This window comes from Vibrio sp. ES.051 (genome assembly GCF_002563795.1).
Lineage (GTDB): Bacteria > Pseudomonadota > Gammaproteobacteria > Enterobacterales > Vibrionaceae > Vibrio.
Genome location: NZ_PDJL01000003.1, coordinates 15,635 through 35,302, shown reverse-complemented (window position 1 = coordinate 35,302; position 19,668 = coordinate 15,635). Strand labels below are relative to the sequence as shown.

General features: G+C 46.1%; 15 protein-coding genes. 5 read left to right on the top strand and 10 right to left on the bottom strand.

Annotation, left to right across the window (positions count from 1 at the left end; genetic code table 11):
• Window positions 1-30 precede the first annotated feature (30 nt).
• Window positions 31-1,320: a phosphoribosylamine--glycine ligase gene (purD, locus tag ATG66_RS00800; RefSeq protein ID WP_098413528.1), complete on the top strand. Its 1,290-nt coding sequence runs from the start codon at window positions 31-33 to the stop codon at window positions 1,318-1,320.
• 82 nt (window positions 1,321-1,402) lie between these two features.
• On the opposite strand, the gene ATG66_RS00795 is transcribed toward purD, so the two are convergent.
• Both ATG66_RS00795 and hupA read right to left on the bottom strand, forming a co-directional pair.
• Complete coding sequence (locus tag ATG66_RS00795) at window positions 1,403-2,101, bottom strand: DUF1481 domain-containing protein (RefSeq protein ID WP_179885555.1); 699 nt, start codon at window positions 2,099-2,101, stop codon at window positions 1,403-1,405.
• A gap of 39 nt (window positions 2,102-2,140) precedes the next feature.
• The gene (gene hupA / locus ATG66_RS00790) at window positions 2,141-2,413 is read right to left on the bottom strand and encodes a nucleoid-associated protein HU-alpha (RefSeq protein WP_005382524.1); all 273 of its coding nucleotides are present in this window, start codon (window positions 2,411-2,413) and stop codon (window positions 2,141-2,143) included.
• 251 nt (window positions 2,414-2,664) lie between these two features.
• On the opposite strand from hupA, the gene ATG66_RS00785 reads away from it, so the two are divergent.
• Complete coding sequence (locus tag ATG66_RS00785; RefSeq protein ID WP_098413526.1) at window positions 2,665-3,804, top strand: CNNM domain-containing protein; 1,140 nt, start codon at window positions 2,665-2,667, stop codon at window positions 3,802-3,804.
• A 49-nt stretch (window positions 3,805-3,853) separates the two neighbouring features.
• On the opposite strand, the gene ATG66_RS00780 is transcribed toward ATG66_RS00785, so the two are convergent.
• Window positions 3,854-4,441: a YjaG family protein gene (locus tag ATG66_RS00780; protein WP_098413525.1), complete on the bottom strand. Its 588-nt coding sequence runs from the start codon at window positions 4,439-4,441 to the stop codon at window positions 3,854-3,856.
• A 66-nt stretch (window positions 4,442-4,507) separates the two neighbouring features.
• Here ATG66_RS00780 and ATG66_RS00775 point away from each other — a divergent pair, with 66 nt between their 5' ends.
• Window positions 4,508-5,431: a D-2-hydroxyacid dehydrogenase gene (locus tag ATG66_RS00775; RefSeq protein ID WP_098413524.1), complete on the top strand. Its 924-nt coding sequence runs from the start codon at window positions 4,508-4,510 to the stop codon at window positions 5,429-5,431.
• Between the two features lie 2 nt (window positions 5,432-5,433).
• Window positions 5,434-6,006, top strand: coding sequence for a uracil-DNA glycosylase family protein (locus ATG66_RS00770; protein ID WP_098413523.1), 573 nt, complete (start codon window positions 5,434-5,436; stop codon window positions 6,004-6,006).
• Between the two features lie 220 nt (window positions 6,007-6,226).
• Here ATG66_RS00770 and hemE read toward each other — a convergent pair whose 3' ends face one another.
• Both hemE and nudC read right to left on the bottom strand, forming a co-directional pair.
• A complete protein-coding gene (gene hemE / locus ATG66_RS00765) occupies window positions 6,227-7,294 on the bottom strand; it encodes a uroporphyrinogen decarboxylase (RefSeq protein WP_098413522.1) in 1,068 nt (355 codons plus the stop codon).
• Between the two features lie 247 nt (window positions 7,295-7,541).
• A complete protein-coding gene (gene nudC / locus ATG66_RS00760) occupies window positions 7,542-8,339 on the bottom strand; it encodes an NAD(+) diphosphatase (protein WP_098413521.1) in 798 nt (265 codons plus the stop codon).
• Between the two features lie 178 nt (window positions 8,340-8,517).
• Here nudC and rsd point away from each other — a divergent pair, with 178 nt between their 5' ends.
• Window positions 8,518-9,009 (top strand): sigma D regulator, encoded by a 492-nt coding sequence (rsd, locus tag ATG66_RS00755; protein WP_098413520.1) that lies wholly within the window; start codon window positions 8,518-8,520, stop codon window positions 9,007-9,009.
• Window positions 9,010-9,180: 171 nt separating this feature from the next.
• Here rsd and rpoC read toward each other — a convergent pair whose 3' ends face one another.
• The 5 genes from rpoC to rplA form a co-directional block, all read right to left on the bottom strand.
• Window positions 9,181-13,383 (bottom strand): DNA-directed RNA polymerase subunit beta', encoded by a 4,203-nt coding sequence (rpoC, locus tag ATG66_RS00750; protein ID WP_098413519.1) that lies wholly within the window; start codon window positions 13,381-13,383, stop codon window positions 9,181-9,183.
• Window positions 13,384-13,473: 90 nt separating this feature from the next.
• Entirely contained in the window at window positions 13,474-17,502 is a 4,029-nt protein-coding gene (gene rpoB, locus ATG66_RS00745; protein ID WP_098413518.1) for a DNA-directed RNA polymerase subunit beta, read from the bottom strand.
• 251 nt (window positions 17,503-17,753) lie between these two features.
• A complete protein-coding gene (gene rplL / locus ATG66_RS00740) occupies window positions 17,754-18,122 on the bottom strand; it encodes a 50S ribosomal protein L7/L12 (RefSeq protein ID WP_098413517.1) in 369 nt (122 codons plus the stop codon).
• A gap of 57 nt (window positions 18,123-18,179) precedes the next feature.
• Window positions 18,180-18,674, bottom strand: coding sequence for a 50S ribosomal protein L10 (rplJ, locus tag ATG66_RS00735; RefSeq protein ID WP_098413516.1), 495 nt, complete (start codon window positions 18,672-18,674; stop codon window positions 18,180-18,182).
• Between the two features lie 292 nt (window positions 18,675-18,966).
• Window positions 18,967-19,668: a 50S ribosomal protein L1 gene (gene rplA / locus ATG66_RS00730; protein WP_098413515.1), complete on the bottom strand. Its 702-nt coding sequence runs from the start codon at window positions 19,666-19,668 to the stop codon at window positions 18,967-18,969.

Sequence of the window (19,668 nt, the reverse complement as noted above, 5' to 3'; positions counted from 1 at the left end):
AACGGTATTTATAAGATTAAGGATTTTCATATGCGAGTTTTAATCATTGGTTCAGGCGGTCGTGAACATGCGCTAGGCTGGAAAGCGGCACAAAACCCAAATGTTGAGACTATCTACATTGCACCAGGCAACGCAGGTACGGCTCTAGAGCCAAAACTAGAGAACGTAAACATCGATGTAGAAGACATCTCAGGTCTGGTTGATTTTGCAAAAGAAAAAGCCATTGAACTGACTATCGTTGGCCCTGAAGCACCACTTGTGATTGGTGTGGTTGATGCGTTCCGCGAAGCTGGTCTGTCAATCTTCGGCCCGACACAAGCCGCAGCGCAGCTTGAAGGCTCTAAAGCGTTTACTAAAGACTTCCTTGCTCGTCACCAAATCCCAACGGGTTCATACGCAAACTTTACTGAAATCGAGCCTGCTCTTGCTTACGTGCGTGAACAAGGTGCGCCAATTGTGGTGAAAGCCGACGGCCTTGCTGCCGGTAAAGGCGTTATCGTTGCGATGACACTAGAAGAAGCTGAAGACGCAATCAAAGACATGCTCGCAGGCAATGCATTTGGTGACGCTGGTAGCCGAGTAGTTATCGAAGAATTCCTAGATGGCGAAGAAGCAAGCTTCATCGTGATGGTGGATGGTGAGAACGTTCTGCCAATGGCCACCAGCCAAGATCACAAACGTGTCGGCGATAAAGACACGGGCCCTAATACGGGTGGTATGGGCGCTTACTCACCTGCTCCAGTCGTGACACAGGAACTCCACAACCGCATCATGGAAGAAGTGATTTACCCAACCGTACACGGCATGGCTTCTGAAGGTCACCCGTATACAGGTTTCCTATACGCGGGCCTGATGATCGACAAAGACGGCACACCGAAAGTGATCGAGTACAACTGCCGCTTTGGTGACCCAGAAACGCAACCGATCATGATGCGTATGGAATCGGATCTGGTTGATCTTTGCTTGGCTGCGGTTGACCAAAAACTGGATCAAGTGGAATCAAAGTGGGATCCGCGTGCATCGATTGGTATCGTGCTAGCGGCTGGCGGCTACCCAGCAGCGTACAACAAAGGCGACGTGATCTCTGGTCTGCCTCAAGTTGAAATTGAAGGCGAGAAAGTCTTCCACGCGGGTACAGATAACAAAGATGGCGACATCGTGACAAATGGTGGGCGCGTACTTTGTGCAACCGCACTGGGCAACAGCGTATCAGAAGCGCAGCAACGCGCTTACGAGCTTGCAAAACAGATCAGTTGGGACGGCATGTTCCATCGCAGTGACATCGGCTACCGTGCGATTGCACGTGAGCAAGAAAAATAAAAACAACTTAAGTTGGCTAAAAAACAAAAGGCGCATTCAGCGCCTTTTTTATTACTCTGTCAGCAAATAAGTCTAACCTAGCTTACTCAGTGAGTAATGCTGGTCGTGGTACACAATCAAAGTCATCATCATTGAGCATCAACAGTTCATCTACCGTTGCTTTATTTCGTGACTGCTTGCCGACAAAAGCCACATAACTGTCTACGGATGACAATCGCTCGATGATAAATTTTGGCAGCGTCTGATTAAACTCGAGTGTCGAGAACGCTTTACCTTTGCAGGTTTCAAACGATTGACCATTCCAATAACCTTGAATGAGGCTCTGACTGTTACGAGACTGCGCCTTAACCGACGCCACGACGTCATTCGCTTCTGCTTTGTAGCGTTCTAGTTGTTCATGCTGAAGTGGTAAGACTTTACGGTTAACGCGATATTGTTGGTAAACCGCTTCGCCATCTTTATTAAAACGGATGTGGATTTGAAAAGGCACCAACACTTGCTTGGTATCAACTTGCTCACCTTTTCGAATCAACTCTCGCAGCTCACCTTCATTCCAACGGTAATCACTTTGAAACCAGCCATTGTCCCCCATAAACACATAATCAGCCGCCGTACTCACGCGAGTGAGTTTCTCGGTCACCCAGTACAAGCTACTTGCGTCCCCAGCAACTTTTCCGCCAGAGAAGTGAGTGAATTGTTCTAAATTAGGGGTTTCAACCGACGAACAGCCAAAAAGGCTAAGGCTAGATAAGAGAAGTGAAGTAAGTAGATGTTTTTTCATGAAGTTGCACCGAGGCAGGATACCTCGGTGCATTCTAACTTAGTTTACTGATTCTTTCAGCGCTTTACCTGCTACGAATGCAGGTACGTTAGCTGCTGCGATTTGAATCTCGTCACCAGTCTTAGGGTTACGACCAGTACGTGCAGCGCGGTGGTTTACTTTGAATGTACCAAAACCAATTAGTTGAACTTGGTCACCCTCTTTCAGTGCGCCAGTTACACCATCAAGAGTCGCTTCAAGAGCAGCTTTTGCTTGTGCTTTTGATAGGTCTGCTTTCTCTGCGATAAAGTCGATTAATTGGGTCTTGTTCATTAGGTTTCCCTTCTTATATGTTATCGAATCGTCTCACTCTAAAGCATAAATGCCCTGTCTGGCAAAGGTTTGTGGGCGATCTTTCGATTTTCTGACGTACTTTTAGCCACAATATGAGCAACAACTCACAATTTGTTACCACATACTCACTGAAACCCCTTGCTTTCCGAGGTATTTGGACCAATTTATAAGGCACTTTGGCGGTTATAACCACTGCTAATATCACTATTTAACTACTTTCAAGGGCAACTATGCTGCTGTTATCCATTTATATCTCTATTGCTATCGGCATTTCGTTTATCTGTTCGGTACTGGAGGCGGTACTGCTCAGTATCAGTCCGAGCTACATTGCACAGCTCAATCAACAGGAGCACCCTGCAGCGGAGCAACTTGCGAAACTCAAGTCAGACATCGATCGTCCATTAGCGTCGATTTTGACCCTCAATACTATTGCCCATACCATTGGTGCGGCCACTGCAGGCGCACAAGCGGCCGTCGTGTTTGGCAGTGAGGCGCTGGGTATCTTCTCTGCGGTTCTGACACTAGCGATCCTTGTGTTATCAGAGATCGTACCGAAAACAATAGGCGCGACGTACTGGCGTCAACTCGCCCCTACCGCAGCGGTTTCACTGCGCTGGATGGTTTGGGCGCTAACGCCATTCGTGTGGTTCTCTGAGCAAATCACCAAGCGTCTTGCGCGCAACCATCAAGCTCCTAAGATGCGTGATGAACTGTCTGCGATGGCGATCCTTGCTCGTGAAAACGGTGAATTTGCAGAAGGTGAATCAAAAATCCTAAGCAACTTATTAGGTATCCAAGATGTGCCAGTGACTCACGTCATGACGCCTCGTCCAGTGGTGTTCCGTGTCGATGCCACCATGACCATCAATGAGTTTCTAGAAAAACACCAAGATACCCCTTTCTCTCGCCCATTAATTTACAGTGAGCAGAAAGACAACATCATTGGCTTTGTACACCGCCTAGAGCTATTTAAGTTACAGCAGTCAGGCTGTGGACAGAAACAGCTGGGCGCCATCATGCGTCCTATCCAAGTGGTTCTGAATAACACGGCGTTACCTAAAGTGTTCGACCAAATGATGACTCACCGTCTGCAGCTCGCGATTGTGGTTGACGAATACGGTACGGTACAAGGCTTAGTGACTTTAGAAGATATTTTTGAGCACCTATTGGGGGAGGAAATCATCGACGAAGCAGATAAAAGCACCGACATGCAAGAACTGGCTTACCAACGTTGGGAAAGTTGGAAAGAGATGCATGGCGTGATTGAAAGCCGTGATGACGATGATGAGGAAGAAATGCAGGAAACGCCAGAAACTGAACATGAAGCAACAGAGTCTGACTCCAAAACAACTTCGCAACTAAACTCATAGAAGGTAAAAAGGCATCCAACGGGATGCCTTTTTGATCTTCGCTAAATGATTACAGTGCGATGCCGATATTGCTTACGCCTTCTTCACGTAGTTCTTCACGCAAGTCTTTAATCAAGCTGATATCACGCTCAGTGGCGGCACGTAGCGGACGAAAAATCGCCCACTGTATGTCCCACTCTTCGCACACCGCTTGGTTTTCTTTTTGGTTGTCGTTGGTGATAGGTTCACTGCCTTGTGCTTGCTCTAAATCTGCAACGGTTTGTACCGACTGCTGACTCACTTTCAGCATGGAGTCAAAAAGGTAATCACGGTCCAATAGACCATGCAGCAGTGTCGACAGCGCCTGACACGCATCCATCGCTGGATATACGCCGTAAAAGTCATACTCATCTGAACTTGGGAACAGCTCTTCAAGCTTTTCTAATTGACGTTCGAAGTTCACTTTGGCGTTCTTAACTGTCAGAATTTCCCATACACTATCAAGAATCGCTCGGTAAGCACGCGGGTCAGCAAATTCTGTATTGTCACAAAACAGCGCATAGTTTGGGTACATGCGTTCACACAGACACGCCATAAAGGTAATTTGTTGCCAAGGTTCTAGTTTTTCTAAACGAACCTGAAGAGGATTCTTAAGCATAGTTACTCAATCATTGAAGAAGAAAACAGCGAAAGTGTACTTGATTCATCACAGGGAAAAAAGTTAATGCCTCATTCCAATCAGATTTTCCTGCTCTCGGAGCATCGTGACACCTACGAAACATTACTAACGGAGAAAAACCTGCCTGATCTTCGTATTACAGATAAGCCACAGGAGGCTCAAATAGCCCTTGCTGATCCGCCCTTATTATCTCAAAGGTTAGACGAGTTTTCGCAACTCGAGTGGGTACAATCCACATTTGCTGGCATAAACGCATTAATATCTCCTAATCTTCGCCAAGACTACTCGCTTACTAATGTACGAGGGATTTTTGGCCCACTCATTGCAGAGTATGTAATGGGTTATAGTCTCGCCCACTACCGCCACTTTGCCTGCTACCACCAGCAACAACAAAACAAACGATGGCAGCCCCACCTTTATACATCATTACAAAGTAAAACCATGGTGATTCTCGGTACTGGTAGCATTGGGTGTTATTTGGGCAATGCCGCTAAAGCAATGGGGATAAAAACCATCGGCATTAACCGCACAGGTATTCCGACCTCAGGCGGCGATTTTAACCAGACCTTTCATATTAATGAATTAGGCAAAGCATTTGAACAAGCCGACATTGTTGTAAATACATTGCCAAGTACACCAGAGACTCGAAAATTACTCAATCGTCAGACACTCAGCCAACTGAGTCAGGCATTATTGTTTAACGTAGGCCGTGGCGATGTATTGGATGACGCTGGGTTGCTACTCGCTCTGAAAAAACGCTGGGTAGAACACGCCTTTTTAGATGTGTTTGAACAAGAACCGTTATCGGTAGAGCATCCGTTTTGGAAACTACCGCAAGTCACTATCACTCCCCACATTGCTGCGCTGAGTTTTCCAGAGCAAGTCATAGAGATTTTTGCTGACAATTATCGACGCTGGCACGATGGGTTTTCACTCAGTTATCAAGTAGATTTCGAAAAGGGCTACTAACAATGTCACTAGAAGCACTGTTGCAGCAAGTGAGAGCCTGCCAGTTGTGCGCTAAAGATTTACCTTTAGGGGCGAACCCTGTTGTACAAGCCGGTAAAGAAGCACGCCTACTCATTATCGGCCAAGCCCCAGGAACACGAGTGCACCAAACCTCAATTCCATGGAATGACCCCAGTGGGGACAGGCTACGCCAGTGGTTAGCTATCGATAAAGACGTTTTTTATGATTCGAACAAGGTCGCGATTATTCCAATGGGCTTTTGTTACCCAGGCAAAGGGAACTCTGGTGATTTACCGCCTCGCAAAGAATGTGCGCCCACTTGGCATAAAAAGATTCTTGAGCAACTGCCCAATATAGAGCTGACTCTTCTGATTGGTCAGTATGCACAACAGCACTATCTCTCCAACAAGCCAAAGACGCTCACGCAAACCGTTCAGCAATGGCAAGATTGGGAGCCGGACTTTATCCCGCTCCCTCACCCTTCTCCACGCAATACATTGTGGTTAAAGAAGAACCCTTGGTTTGAATCTGACGTCCTGCCATACCTTAAAAAACGCGTTCGCTCGATACTTTAGGTTACCCATGCTCTCATTGCTTGATAATCTGCACAAGAGAAGCATCGCACAAACATCACAACCATAAAACATTGTTTATAAGGAAATTTAATCCAAAACGTACAGCCTGGGCGGTAATTAGATCATAGTAGACCAAATGCTAATTAAGCTGCACAAGCCTGAACTTTAGACAAAAAAATACCGGCACTCAGTGCCGGTATTGGATTTCAATAAGCCGAGATTACTTGTGGTATGGCTTAGATAGCTCATGTACCGCTTCAACAAACACACCTGCGTTTTCTGGTGGTACATCCAAATGAATGCCGTGACCAAGGTTAAATACATGGCCCGTACCGGTATCACCAAAGCCTTCCAGAATTGACGCCACTTCTTGACGAATACGCTCAGGCTGGGCATAAAGCATGGACGGATCCATATTTCCTTGCAGTGCAACTTTGTCACCAACACGCGCTTTCGCATCAGCAATATTGATTGTCCAGTCGAGACCAATCGCATCACACCCGGTTGCCGCGATTTTTTCGAGCCACATACCACCATTTTTAGTGAATAGTGTCACTGGCACACGACGACCATCGTTTTCACGGATCAGGCTATCGACGATTTTTTGCATGTATTGCAGTGAGAACAAATTGTAATCACGCGGAGTCAATACACCACCCCACGTATCAAACACCATCACCGATTGTGCGCCCGCTTTGATTTGTGCATTTAGATACTCAATCACACTGTCAGCCAGTTTATCAAGCAGCAGGTGCAGCGTTTGAGGCTCTGCATACATCATCTTCTTAATCTTAGTGAACGCTTTTGAGCTTCCGCCTTCGATCATATAGGTAGCAAGTGTCCATGGACTACCAGAAAAACCGATCAATGGTACTTCACCTTTTAGGTCTTTACGGATCTGGCGTACCGCATTCATGACGTACTGCAATTCACCCTCAGGATCGGGTAAACCAATTTTTTCCACATCGGCTTTGCACGTAATAGGGTTATCAAAAACAGGGCCCTCACCAGCCGCAAAGCGCAAACCAAGCCCCATTGCATCTGGGATCGTTAGGATGTCAGAGAACAAGATCGCTGCATCAAGCGGAAAACGGCGTAGTGGTTGAAGTGTCACTTCGGATGCTAATTCTGCGTTTCGACACAAAGACATGAAATCACCCGCTTCTGCACGGGTCGCTTTGTATTCTGGTAGGTAACGACCTGCTTGGCGCATCATCCATACTGGCGTGTAATCTACTGGCTCTTTTAAAAGTGCACGCAGATAACGATCATTTTTTAGTTCAGTCATTCCGTAATTCCAACTGTTGGGCTTTCTGTGTAAGGAAGTATTCTATCACTGATTTCAGTCCAATAGAGGTGTGCTTTGCAATCTGGATCAAGTTATTAACTTTTAAATCAATGCTTAATTTGCACCCAATCAATATCAGTGTTAAAAATTTATTCGCTAGCGAAAACTATAATTATAAACTGAGTACCTAGTACTCAGCATCTCATAACGACATCTTACTTACCCCCTCCCTCTCGGAGGGTTTTTTTTATCTATTATTCAAATCATTTTCTTCGATGGCTCCTAGAGTCTGCTCTATCAGTGCCCTCGCAATGGTACCTTTTGGTGCAACTGGTGGTATCTCGTTAACGTTGAACCACTGAGCGTCCGACAACTCGGTATAATCAGGATTCAATTCACCAGATTCATAATCCGCTAAAAAAGCCATCATCATGCTGGAAGGGAATGCCCACGGTTGGCTACCAAAATAACGAATATTTTTGACATGAATCCCCGTTTCCTCGTGTATTTCGCGCGCGACGCATTCTTCCAGCGTCTCACCTACTTCTAGAAAGCCAGCAATCACGGTGTACATACCATTTCTGTGCCTTGGGTGCTGGGCCAGTAAGATTTGATTGCCTTTCCGTACGCCCACGATGATGCATGGAAAGATGCGAGGATAGTGCAGCGTTCTACACTCGCCACACTGCATAGCCAATTGGTTATTGTTAAGGAAGTTTCTACCACCACATTGTGGGCAAAAGCGCAGACTTTGCGTCATGTGCCCATATTGTACCGCTCTACTCAACAACATGAATAATGGCTCATGAAAATGCAGACAGTCACGAAGTGAAACTAACGGCAAATCTTGCACCAAATCTGAAAAATTAAGCCACATAACTGGCGAATCTAAATACTCACCGATTTGTCTCGCACTCGCTTCAGGTAGTGATAACTGCTCCGCAGACCCAAAAGGCACAGCACCATCCACCAGCCAAATTTCACTTCCAGAAACAACACACCAATAAGCATTTATTGCGCGGTTAACATCACCTTTTCTTAACATTAAACCATCCCTTTGCTTGAAGTTCATTCATTTTACTGGCAATCTAATTTCATACTAGAGTTTGTCGTTAGACAAGTTTGCAACTATAAATTCTAGTAAGGACAAGAGTTTGTAATAACTTTACTAACTTTGCTATGCAAAGGATACGTTCGTCAACGGACGATCAGATCATGAGGGCATGGTCATGCTAAAAAAATTCAAACAAACACAAGACCAGTGGGGTGGCTACAGTGATGTTATTGATCACTGGCTAGAAATGAGACAATCCTTGATTGTTGAATATTGTAAGCTTGCAGCACTGCAACCTTGTTCGAAAACAAACGTTATTGAACTCCCATCTCCTTCAGAATTGCAGAATTTCTGTCAGCACCTAGTCGATTATATCTCCGAAGGCCATTTCAAAATTTACGATATGGTCATGGATCGTTGGAAAGCAACGGGCTTTGTCGTCACAGATGAGATCAATCAAACCTACGAGCAAATTATATTTACCACAGATCCCATATTAAACTTTAACGATAAGTACTCAGATGTCACCGAATACGATGAGTTAGCCGACTTTGACTCGGATATGTGTTTAATCGGCGAGACTCTTGAGACTCGCTTTGAAGTCGAAGACTACTTAATCCAACAAATCGCAGAAAGTTTGTCTATGCCACCAGGAGCCTAGTTATCAACAGGCTAGAAGAGACTTAATTGACATCAAGAGCTGACGCTAAACGTCAGCTTTTTCTTTTTCTGAACAACCGCCAGCTAATGCTGTGCGGTAATGCAAACAGTAAAAAACCAAAAAGGCACCCGAAGGTGCCTTTTTTCTTAAACGATTACTCGTTACAAAGCTTTATTCTTCCGAAGAAAAACCAGCGTTTAGAAGTGCTGCTAGGTTATCCGTTGCTTGTTCAGCAGAAGGGCCATCTTGCGCTTCAGAACGTTTAGCTTGACGCTCTTGGTGGTATGCGAAACCTGTACCTGCAGGAATCAAACGACCAACAATTACGTTTTCTTTCAGACCACGTAAGTCATCGCGTTTACCAGAAACGGCTGCTTCTGTTAGTACGCGAGTTGTTTCTTGGAACGATGCCGCAGAGATGAACGACTCAGTCGCAAGAGATGCTTTCGTGATACCTAAAAGCTCACGCTCAAAACGTGCAGGCTCTTTGCCTTCTGCTTCTAGATCACGGTTAGCAATCTTAACTTGTGAGTATTCAATTTGCTCGCCAGGTAAGAACTCAGAGTCACCAGTGTGAGTAATTGTACACTTACGTAGCATCTGACGAACAATAGTTTCAATGTGCTTATCGTTAATCTTAACGCCTTGTAGACGGTAAACTTCTTGAACCTCGTTCGCGATGTATTCCGTCACAGCGTGTACGCCACGCAGACGTAGGATGTCATGTGGCGATTCTGGGCCATCTGCAATCACATCACCACGCTCAACTTTTTCACCTTCGAATACGTTAAGCTGACGATGCTTAGGAATCATCTCTTCGTAAGCTTCACCGTTTTCACGAGTGATCACAAGGCGACGTTTACCTTTGGTCTCTTTACCAAAGCTCACTGTACCAGTGTGTTCAGCAAGAATTGCAGGCTCTTTCGGTTTACGAGCTTCGAATAAGTCAGCAACTCGTGGAAGACCACCAGTGATATCTTTGTTACCGCCAGACTTCTGAGGAATACGTGCTAGTGTTGCACCTACGCCTACTGCAGCGCCATCTTCGATGTTCACAATCGCCTTACCAGGTAGGAAATAGTGAGCTGGCATATCGGTGCCAGGAATCATTACATCTTTACCTTGTTCATCGACAAGTTTGATAGCTGGACGCATATCTTTACCTGCTGATGGGCGAGCGGCTGGATCAGTGACTTCGCTTGAAGATAGACCGGTTAGGTCATCTGTCTGACGAGAAACTGTTACACCGTCGATCATGTCTACAAACTGGATACGGCCAGCTACCTCAGTGATGATAGGTAGTGTATGCGCTTCCCAGTTTGCGATAGTTTCACCCGCTTGAACTGAGTCACCATCACCTTTGCTTAGCAGTGTACCGTAAGGCAGTTTGTGCTTCTCTTTCGTACGGCCAAACTCATCGATGATGGTTAGCTCTGTCGCACGAGAGGTGATAACGATCTTACCATCATCCGCCACTACTGACTTAGCATTGTGCAGTTTGATAGAACCATTGTTCTTCGCTTGAACGCTGTTCTCTGCTGCTGCTGTCGATGCTGCACCACCGATGTGGAACGTACGCATAGTAAGCTGAGTACCCGGTTCGCCGATAGACTGAGCAGCAATAACGCCAACTGCCTCACCTTGGTTCACTAGGTGACCACGCGCTAGATCACGACCATAACACTGTGCACAACAACCGAAGTCAGAATCACAAGTAACTACAGAGCGAACTTTCATGTTGTCGACTGAGTTCTCTTCCATGATCTGACACCACTTCTCATCAATTAGAGTATTACGTGGGATCAGAACATCTTCTGTACCTGGTTTAAGCACATCTTCAGCAACGACACGACCCAGAACGAGCTCAGTAAGTGCAACTTTAACATCACCACCCTCGATATGAGGCATCATATCAACGCCCTCGTGAGTGCCACAGTCATGTTCAGTAACAACAACGTCTTGAGCTACGTCTACGAGACGACGAGTTAGATAACCCGAGTTCGCTGTTTTCAGTGCTGTATCCGCAAGACCCTTACGAGCACCGTGCGTTGAGATAAAGTACTGAAGTACGTTTAGACCTTCTTTAAAGTTTGCAGTGATTGGCGTTTCGATGATTGAACCATCCGGACGCGCCATCAGACCACGCATACCAGCAAGCTGACGAATCTGCGCAGCGGAACCACGAGCGCCCGAGTCAGCCATCATGTAGATGCTGTTGAACGACTCTTGTTGTTCCTCTTCACCGTCACGGTTGATTACCGTTTCAGAGGAAAGGTTTGCCATCATTGCTTTCGCAACGCGGTCGTTGGTCGATGCCCAGATATCGATAACTTTGTTGTAACGCTCACCCGCAGTAACAAGACCAGACTGGTATTGTTCTTGGATTTCACGTACTTCTTCTTCCGCTTCGGCAATTTCAGTGTACTTCGCAGCTGGAACAACCATATCGTCGATACCAACAGAGACACCAGAAAGTGCTGCGTAAGCAAAACCTGTGTACATGATTTGGTCAGCGAAGATAACCGTATCTTTAAGACCTAGCTTACGATATGCCTCGTTAAGTAGGTTAGAGATTTGCTTCTTACCTAGTTTTTGGTTAACGATGCTAAATGGTAAGCCTGTTGGTACGATTTGCCATAGCATTGCACGACCGACAGTGGTATCCACCATCTTAGTTTCGGTTGTGCTATTGCCGTCTTCGTCGACAACGGTTTCTGTAATACGTACTTTAACGCGTGCGTGAAGTTCAGCTTGTTTCGTGCGGTATGCTTTCTCGGCCTCAGCTGGCCCAGAAAGGTACATGCCTTCACCTTTCACGTTGATCTTTTCACGAGTCATGTAGTACAGACCCAATACAACGTCCTGAGAAGGTACGATGATCGGATCACCTGACGCTGGCGACAGAATGTTGTTTGTCGACATCATCAGCGTACGAGCTTCAAGCTGTGCCTCTAGAGTTAGAGGGACGTGAACCGCCATTTGGTCGCCATCGAAGTCCGCGTTGTACGCCGCACACACAAGTGGGTGTAGCTGAATCGCTTTACCTTCGATAAGTACCGGTTCAAACGCCTGGATACCAAGACGGTGAAGTGTCGGTGCACGGTTCAATAGTACTGGGTGTTCACGGATGACTTCATCTAGGATATCCCAAACAACCGCTTCTTCACGCTCGACCATCTTCTTAGCAGCTTTGATTGTCGTCGCAAGACCACGAGTTTCTAGTTTGCTATAGATAAATGGTTTGAATAGCTCAAGTGCCATCTTCTTAGGAAGACCACACTGGTGTAGACGCAGGTATGGACCTACTGTGATTACAGAACGACCAGAGTAGTCTACACGTTTACCTAGAAGGTTCTGACGGAAACGACCCTGTTTACCCTTGATCATATCAGCAAGAGATTTCAGAGGACGCTTGTTCGAGCCTGTAATCGCACGACCACGACGACCGTTATCTAGTAGCGCATCAACAGACTCTTGCAACATACGTTTTTCGTTACGTACGATAATGTCCGGAGCCGCTAGCTCTAGAAGACGCTTCAAACGGTTGTTACGGTTGATCACACGGCGGTATAGATCGTTCAAATCTGAAGTTGCGAAGCGACCGCCATCTAGTGGTACTAGAGGACGTAGATCTGGCGGAAGTACTGGAAGTACAGTCAAGATCATCCACTCTGGGTTATTACCTGATGAGATGAACGCTTCTACCAACTTCAAACGCTTCGTGACTTTCTTGCGCTTAGTTTCAGAGTTTGTGGTCTCAAGCTCTTCGCGCATTTGTTCAGCTTCAGCGTGCATATCCATAAAACCTAAGAGGTCTTTGATAGCTTCTGCACCCATCTTAGCAGTGAACTCGTCGCCCCACTCTTCTAGACGGTCTAGATACTCTTCTTCAGTAAGCATCTGACCTTTTTCTAGATCCGTCATACCTGGTTCAGTTACAACGTACATTTCGAAGTAAAGAACACGTTCGATATCACGCAGAGGGATATCCATTAGTAGACCGATACGAGACGGTAGCGATTTTAGGAACCAGATGTGAGCTACTGGTGAAGCAAGTTCGATATGGCCCATGCGGTCACGACGAACTTTAGTTTGTGTAACTTCTACACCACACTTCTCACAGATAACACCACGGTGTTTCAGGCGCTTGTACTTACCACAAAGACACTCGTAGTCTTTAACTGGACCAAAAATACGCGCACAGAACAAACCATCGCGTTCAGGTTTGAACGTACGATAGTTGATCGTTTCAGGTTTTTTAACCTCACCGAAAGACCACGAACGGATCATGTCTGGTGAAGATAGACCGATTTTGATTGCATCAAACTCTTCGGTCTTATGCTGTGCTTTTAGAAAGTTTAATAAGTCTTTCACAATCAGCTCCTGTAAGGAGTTAAAAGGAGCTCACCCGCAAAAGTGAGCACCTTTCTACCGATAATCAGCTTTCTCTGTTAAGGAAAGGGATTACTCTTCGTCTTCTAGCTCGATGTTGATACCTAGCGAGCGGATCTCTTTCAACAGTACGTTGAATGATTCTGGCATGCCAGGTTCCATGCTGTGGTTACCGTCAACGATGTTCTTGTACATCTTAGTACGGCCGTTAACGTCATCCGACTTAACCGTTAGCATTTCTTGTAAAGTGTAAGCCGCACCGTATGCTTCTAGTGCCCATACTTCCATCTCACCGAAACGCTGACCACCGAACTGAGCTTTACCACCAAGTGGTTGCTGAGTTACTAGGCTGTACGAACCAGTTGAACGAGCGTGCATCTTGTCATCAACAAGGTGGTTCAGTTTGAGCATGTACATGTAACCAACGGTTACCGGACGCTCAAATTCATCGCCTGTACGACCATCAAATAGCGTTAGCTGACCAGACTCTGGTAGGTCACCTAGTTTTAGAAGCTCTTTGATTGATGTCTCGTTTGCACCATCGAATACTGGCGTTGCGATTGGTAGACCGCCACGTAGGTTCTTGATCAGCGTGCGTACTTCGTCATCTGATAGAGAAGCAATGTCTACTTTCTGACGTGTATCGCCGAGATCGTAAACTTTCTGCAGGAACTCGCGGAATTTCGCCAGTTCTTGTTGCTCTTTCACCATTTGAGTGATCTTGTCACCGATACCTTTCGCTGCCAGACCTAAGTGTACTTCTAGGATCTGACCGATGTTCATACGTGAAGGTACACCCAATGGGTTAAGTACGATGTCGACAGGCTGACCTTTTTCATCGTATGGCATGTCTTCAACTGGGTTGATCTTAGAGATTACACCCTTGTTACCATGACGACCCGCCATCTTATCACCCGGCTGGATACGACGTTTAACCGCTAGGTAAACCTTAACAATCTTCAGTACGCCAGGGGCGAGATCATCACCTTGAGTGATCTTACGACGCTTGGTTTCGAATTTCTTATCGAAATCCGCTTTTAGTTCGTCCCACTGCTCAGCAAGTTGTTCTAGCTGAGTTTGTAGGGCGTCATCTTCAAGCGTTAGCTCTAGCCACTTCTTACGATCGATAGAGTCAAGCTTCGCTTCGGTGTAACCACCGTCGATCAATACAGCTTTCACACGGTTTAAAAGGCCACCCTCAAGAATCTGGAATTCTTCAGTTAGGTCTTTCTTCGCTTCTTTCAGCTGCATTTGCTCGATTTCAAGCGCACGCTTGTCTTTCTCTACGCCATCGCGAGTGAAGACTTGAACGTCGATAATTGTACCTGACACAGAGTTAGGTACACGTAGTGAAGTGTCTTTAACATCAGATGCTTTTTCGCCGAAGATTGCTCGTAGTAGCTTCTCTTCTGGCGTTAGCTGAGTTTCACCTTTAGGTGTCACTTTGCCAACCAGGATGTCACCACCCTTAACTTCAGCACCGATGTAAACAATACCTGACTCGTCTAGTTTAGACAGAGCAGATTCACCTACGTTTGGAATATCCGCGGTGATCTCTTCAGAGCCCAGCTTGGTATCACGCGCCACACAAGTCAGTTCTTGAATGTGGATAGTCGTGAAACGATCTTCTTGAACTACGCGCTCAGATACTAAGATCGAGTCCTCGAAGTTGTAACCGTTCCAAGGCATAAACGCGATACGCATGTTTTGACCAAGCGCGAGCTCACCCAGGTCTGTTGAAGGACCATCAGCAACTACGTCACCGCGTGATACAGGTTCACCTGGCATCACACATGGGCGTTGGTTAATACATGTGTTCTGGTTAGAACGTGTGTATTTAGTCAGGTTGTAGATGTCGATACCTGCTTCACCAGGTACTAGTTCTTCATCGTTCACTTTAACAACGATACGAGAAGCATCTACAGACTGGATGACACCACCACGTTTCGCAACCGCAGTTACACCTGAGTCAACCGCTACGTTACGTTCGATACCAGTACCAACAAGCGGTTTATCCGCTTTCAGTGTTGGAACAGCCTGACGTTGCATGTTCGCGCCCATCAATGCACGGTTCGCATCATCGTGTTCTAGGAACGGGATAAGCGAGGCAGCGATAGATACAACCTGGTTTGTCGCAACGTCCATGTACTGAGCGTGCTCACGAGGGTGTAGACCAGATTCACCTTTCTGACGAGCGGTGATCAACTCATCGGCAAACGTGCCATCTTCGTTAAGCATAGCGTTCGCCTGGGCGATAACGAATTGGCCTTCTTCGATTGCAGATAGGTAATCGACTTCGTCTGTTACAACACCATCTACCACGCGACGGTAAGGCGTCTCTAGGAAACCGTACTCGTTACAGCGCGCAAACGCAGATAGAGAGTTGATCAGACCGATGTTTGGACCTTCCGGCGTTTCGATAGGACATAGACGGCCGTAGTGCGTTACGTGTACGTCTCGAACTTCAAAGCCAGCACGTTCACGAGTCAGACCGCCAGGACCCAATGCAGAAATACGACGCTTGTGCGTTACTTCTGATAACGGGTTGTTTTGGTCCATAAACTGTGAAAGCTGTGAAGAGCCAAAGAATTCTTTCACTGCCGCAGAAATTGGCTTCGCGTTGATCAGGTCTTGAGGCATGATAGCATCAAGATCGCCTAGGCTTAGACGCTCTTTAACTGCACGCTCAACACGTACTAGACCGACACGGAACTGGTTCTCAGCCATTTCGCCTACAGAACGGATACGACGGTTACCTAAGTGGTCGATATCATCGACTTCACCGATGCCGTTACGGATTCCGATCAGCTTCTTCATCACTTCGATGATATCGTTTTCATCAAGTGTGCCTTGCTCTTGGGCATCTTCACGGCCGATAGAGCTATTGAACTTCATACGACCAACCGTCGATAGATCGTAACGTTCTTCAGAGAAGAATAGGCTTTCGAATAACGCTTCTGCAGCTTCTTTTGTTGGCGGCTCACCAGGGCGCATCATGCGATAGATTTCTACCAACGCAGAAATACGATCAACGGTACTGTCGATTCGCAGTGTTTCTGACATGAATGGACCGTGGTCTAGATCGTTCGTGAATAGAACCTCTAGCGCTTTGTGGCCAGCCTGAGATAGATTTGCTAATGCTTCCAGGCTGATTTCCTGGTTAGCGTTAACAATGATCTCGCCCGTTGCATCGTTGATGTAATCTTTCGCTGCAACTTTACCAACGATGTACTCAACCGGTACTTCGATGTGATCAATGCCATCTTTTTCTAGTTGGCGGATGTGACGAGCTGTCACACGACGACCTTGCTCAACGTAAACTTTACCATTCGCTTCGATATCAAATGACGCAGTTTCACCACGTAGGCGATCTGGCACCAACTCCATCAGTAGAGTTTGGTCTTTCACTTCGAAGTTCACTTTTTCGAAGAAGAGATCTAAGATTTCTTCTGTCGATTTACCTAGTGCACGAAGGATGATCGACGCTGGTAGCTTACGACGGCGGTCGATACGAACGTACAGGTTATCCTTAGGGTCAAACTCGAAATCAAGCCATGAACCACGGTAAGGAATAACACGTGCGTTGTATAAAACTTTACCTGAAGAGTGGGTCTTACCCTTATCGCTGTCGAAGAACACGCCTGGGCTTCGGTGCAGCTGGGATACGATAACCCTCTCGGTACCGTTGATTACGAAGGTACCATTGTCTGTCATGAGTGGGATTTCACCCATGTAGACTTCTTGCTCTTTAATATCTTTTACAGTACCTGCTGGCGCGTCTTTATCAAAGATAACTAGGCGTAGTTTTACACGTAGTGGCTTTGAGTAAGTTACACCGCGGATTTGACATTCTTTAACGTCAAAAACTGGCTCACCAAGACGGTAGCTAACGTATTGCAGCTCAGAATTGCCGTTGTAGCTCTGAATCGGAAATACAGAACGGAAAGCGGCTTCAAGACCGTATTGACCTTCAGGATCCTGTTCGATGAATTTGTCGAACGAATCGAGCTGGATCGATAGCAGGTATGGAATGTCCAAAACTTGTGGACGAGTACCAAAGTCCTTACGGATGCGCTTTTTCTCGGTATAAGAGTAAACCATGGGGTTCCTCAGCTCGCTGATAAGTGACCCAAACTGTCCGCCCGTTCCTAGTTACTTAAGGGGGGTAAGGGACAGTGACTAATATAGCTGTTTACTGTAGTGACATTTCATTTCGTAAGAATGAAATGTTTTTTGCTCGGGTATCAGGCGCTTAAACAGCGGGGAAATTCACCTATACCCTACAGCGCAAAAAGGCCGGTGGTTAAAAACCACCAGCCAGTTAGCCGTTAGGCTAAGAAACTAAGCAATAATTACTTAACAGCAACAGTTGCACCAGCTTCTTCTAAAGTCGCTTTAAGCGCTTCAGCTTCTTCTTTCTCAACACCTTCTTTAAGAGGTGCAGGAGCGCCGTCTACAAGAGCTTTAGCTTCTTTAAGACCTAGACCAGTTGCAGCACGTACTGCTTTGATTACAGCAACTTTGTTACCGCCAGCAGCTTCTAGGACTACATCAAATTCAGTTTGCTCAGCAACTTCTTCGCCTGCGCCTGCGCCGCCAGCTACAACAGCAGCAGCAGCAGAAACACCGAATTTCTCTTCCATTGCTTCGATTAGTTCAACAACTTGCATTACAGACATTTCTGCAACTGCATCTAGGATTTGCTCGTTAGTAATAGACATAACAATTCTCTTTTAAGTCAACAATAAGTTTATTAAGCAACCAGTAAAAAGCAAGGCCTATGCCGCTGCTTCTTGTTTTTGATCGCGGATAGCTGCGATAGTACGCGCCAGCTTGCCAGCCGAAGCTTCTTTCATGCACATCATTAGGCGTGCAATTGCTTCGTCGTAAGTTGGTAGTGTTGCTAGTACTTCAGCGTCAGTTAGAGCGCCTTCATAAGCAGCAGCTTTGATCTCGAAGTTTTTATTCTCTTTAGCGAAGTCTTTAAAAAGACGCGCTGCAGCACCTGGGTGCTCGTTAGAGAATGCGATCAGAGTAGGACCAGTAAATGTCTCAGTAAGACATTCATAATCTGTACCCTGAACCGCACGACGCATTAGAGTGTTACGAACAACTCGTACATAAACACCAGCTTCACGAGCCTGTTTACGTAGAGAAGTCATCGCGCCCACTTCAACGCCACGAGAGTCAGCTACAACTGCAGAAAGTGCACCACTGGCAGCTTCGTTGACTTCAGCAACAATTGCTTTTTTGTCTTGAAGGTTTAAAGCCATCTTGGATTTACTCCTGGTTGTCGTTACACCACTCACTATTATCACAACAGTGAGAGCTATTGAGGTGCTTCCCAGAAGAAAGGTAACTATTTACATAGAGCTTTCTGTCAGTTCGGGCACCATCTACGTAGGAACATTAAGCCTATTTTAAAAATAGGCACCTACGGTCTTGGATGGAGACTGGGTCATAATTCACAGTGAACTCTTAACGAATTCGATGAACCAAAGTTCAGCCCCAACCACAAATATTAGGCGCAAAATTATACACTAATTTTACGCCTAATCAAATAAATTATGCTTGCGTGCTCAGGCTAGCCTGATCAACAGCAACACCAGCACCCATTGTCGTAGAGATGCTTACTTTCTGAAGGAATGTACCCTTAGCAGAAGATGGCTTAGCTTTCTTCAGAGCCACTAGAAGTGCTTCTAGGTTCTCTTTGATCTGCTCAGCAGAGAAGTTTGCTTTACCGATAGTAGTATGGATGATGCCGTTCTTGTCGTTACGGTAACGAACCTGACCTGCTTTAGCATTCTTAACTGCTTCAGCGACGTTAGGAGTTACAGTACCAACTTTAGGGTTTGGCATTAGACCGCGAGGACCTAGGATAGTACCTAGTTGACCTACAACGCGCATTGCATCAGGAGAAGCAACAACTACGTCAAAGTTCAGTTCGCCTTTTTTCACTTGCTCAGCAAGATCTTCCATACCAACAATGTCTGCGCCAGCTTCTTTAGCCGCTTCAGCGTTTGCACCTTGAGTGAACACTGCAACGCGAATGTCTCGGCCAGTACCGTGAGGTAGTACAGTTGCACCACGTACGTTCTGGTCAGATTTACGAGCATCGATACCTAGGTTAACAGCAACGTCAATAGATTCAACGAACTTAGCAGTTGCTAGTTCTTGAAGAAGAGTTACAGCTTCGTTGATTTCGTATTCTTTAGTTACGTCAACTTTTTCGCGGATTACGCGCATGCGCTTAGTTAGTTTAGCCAT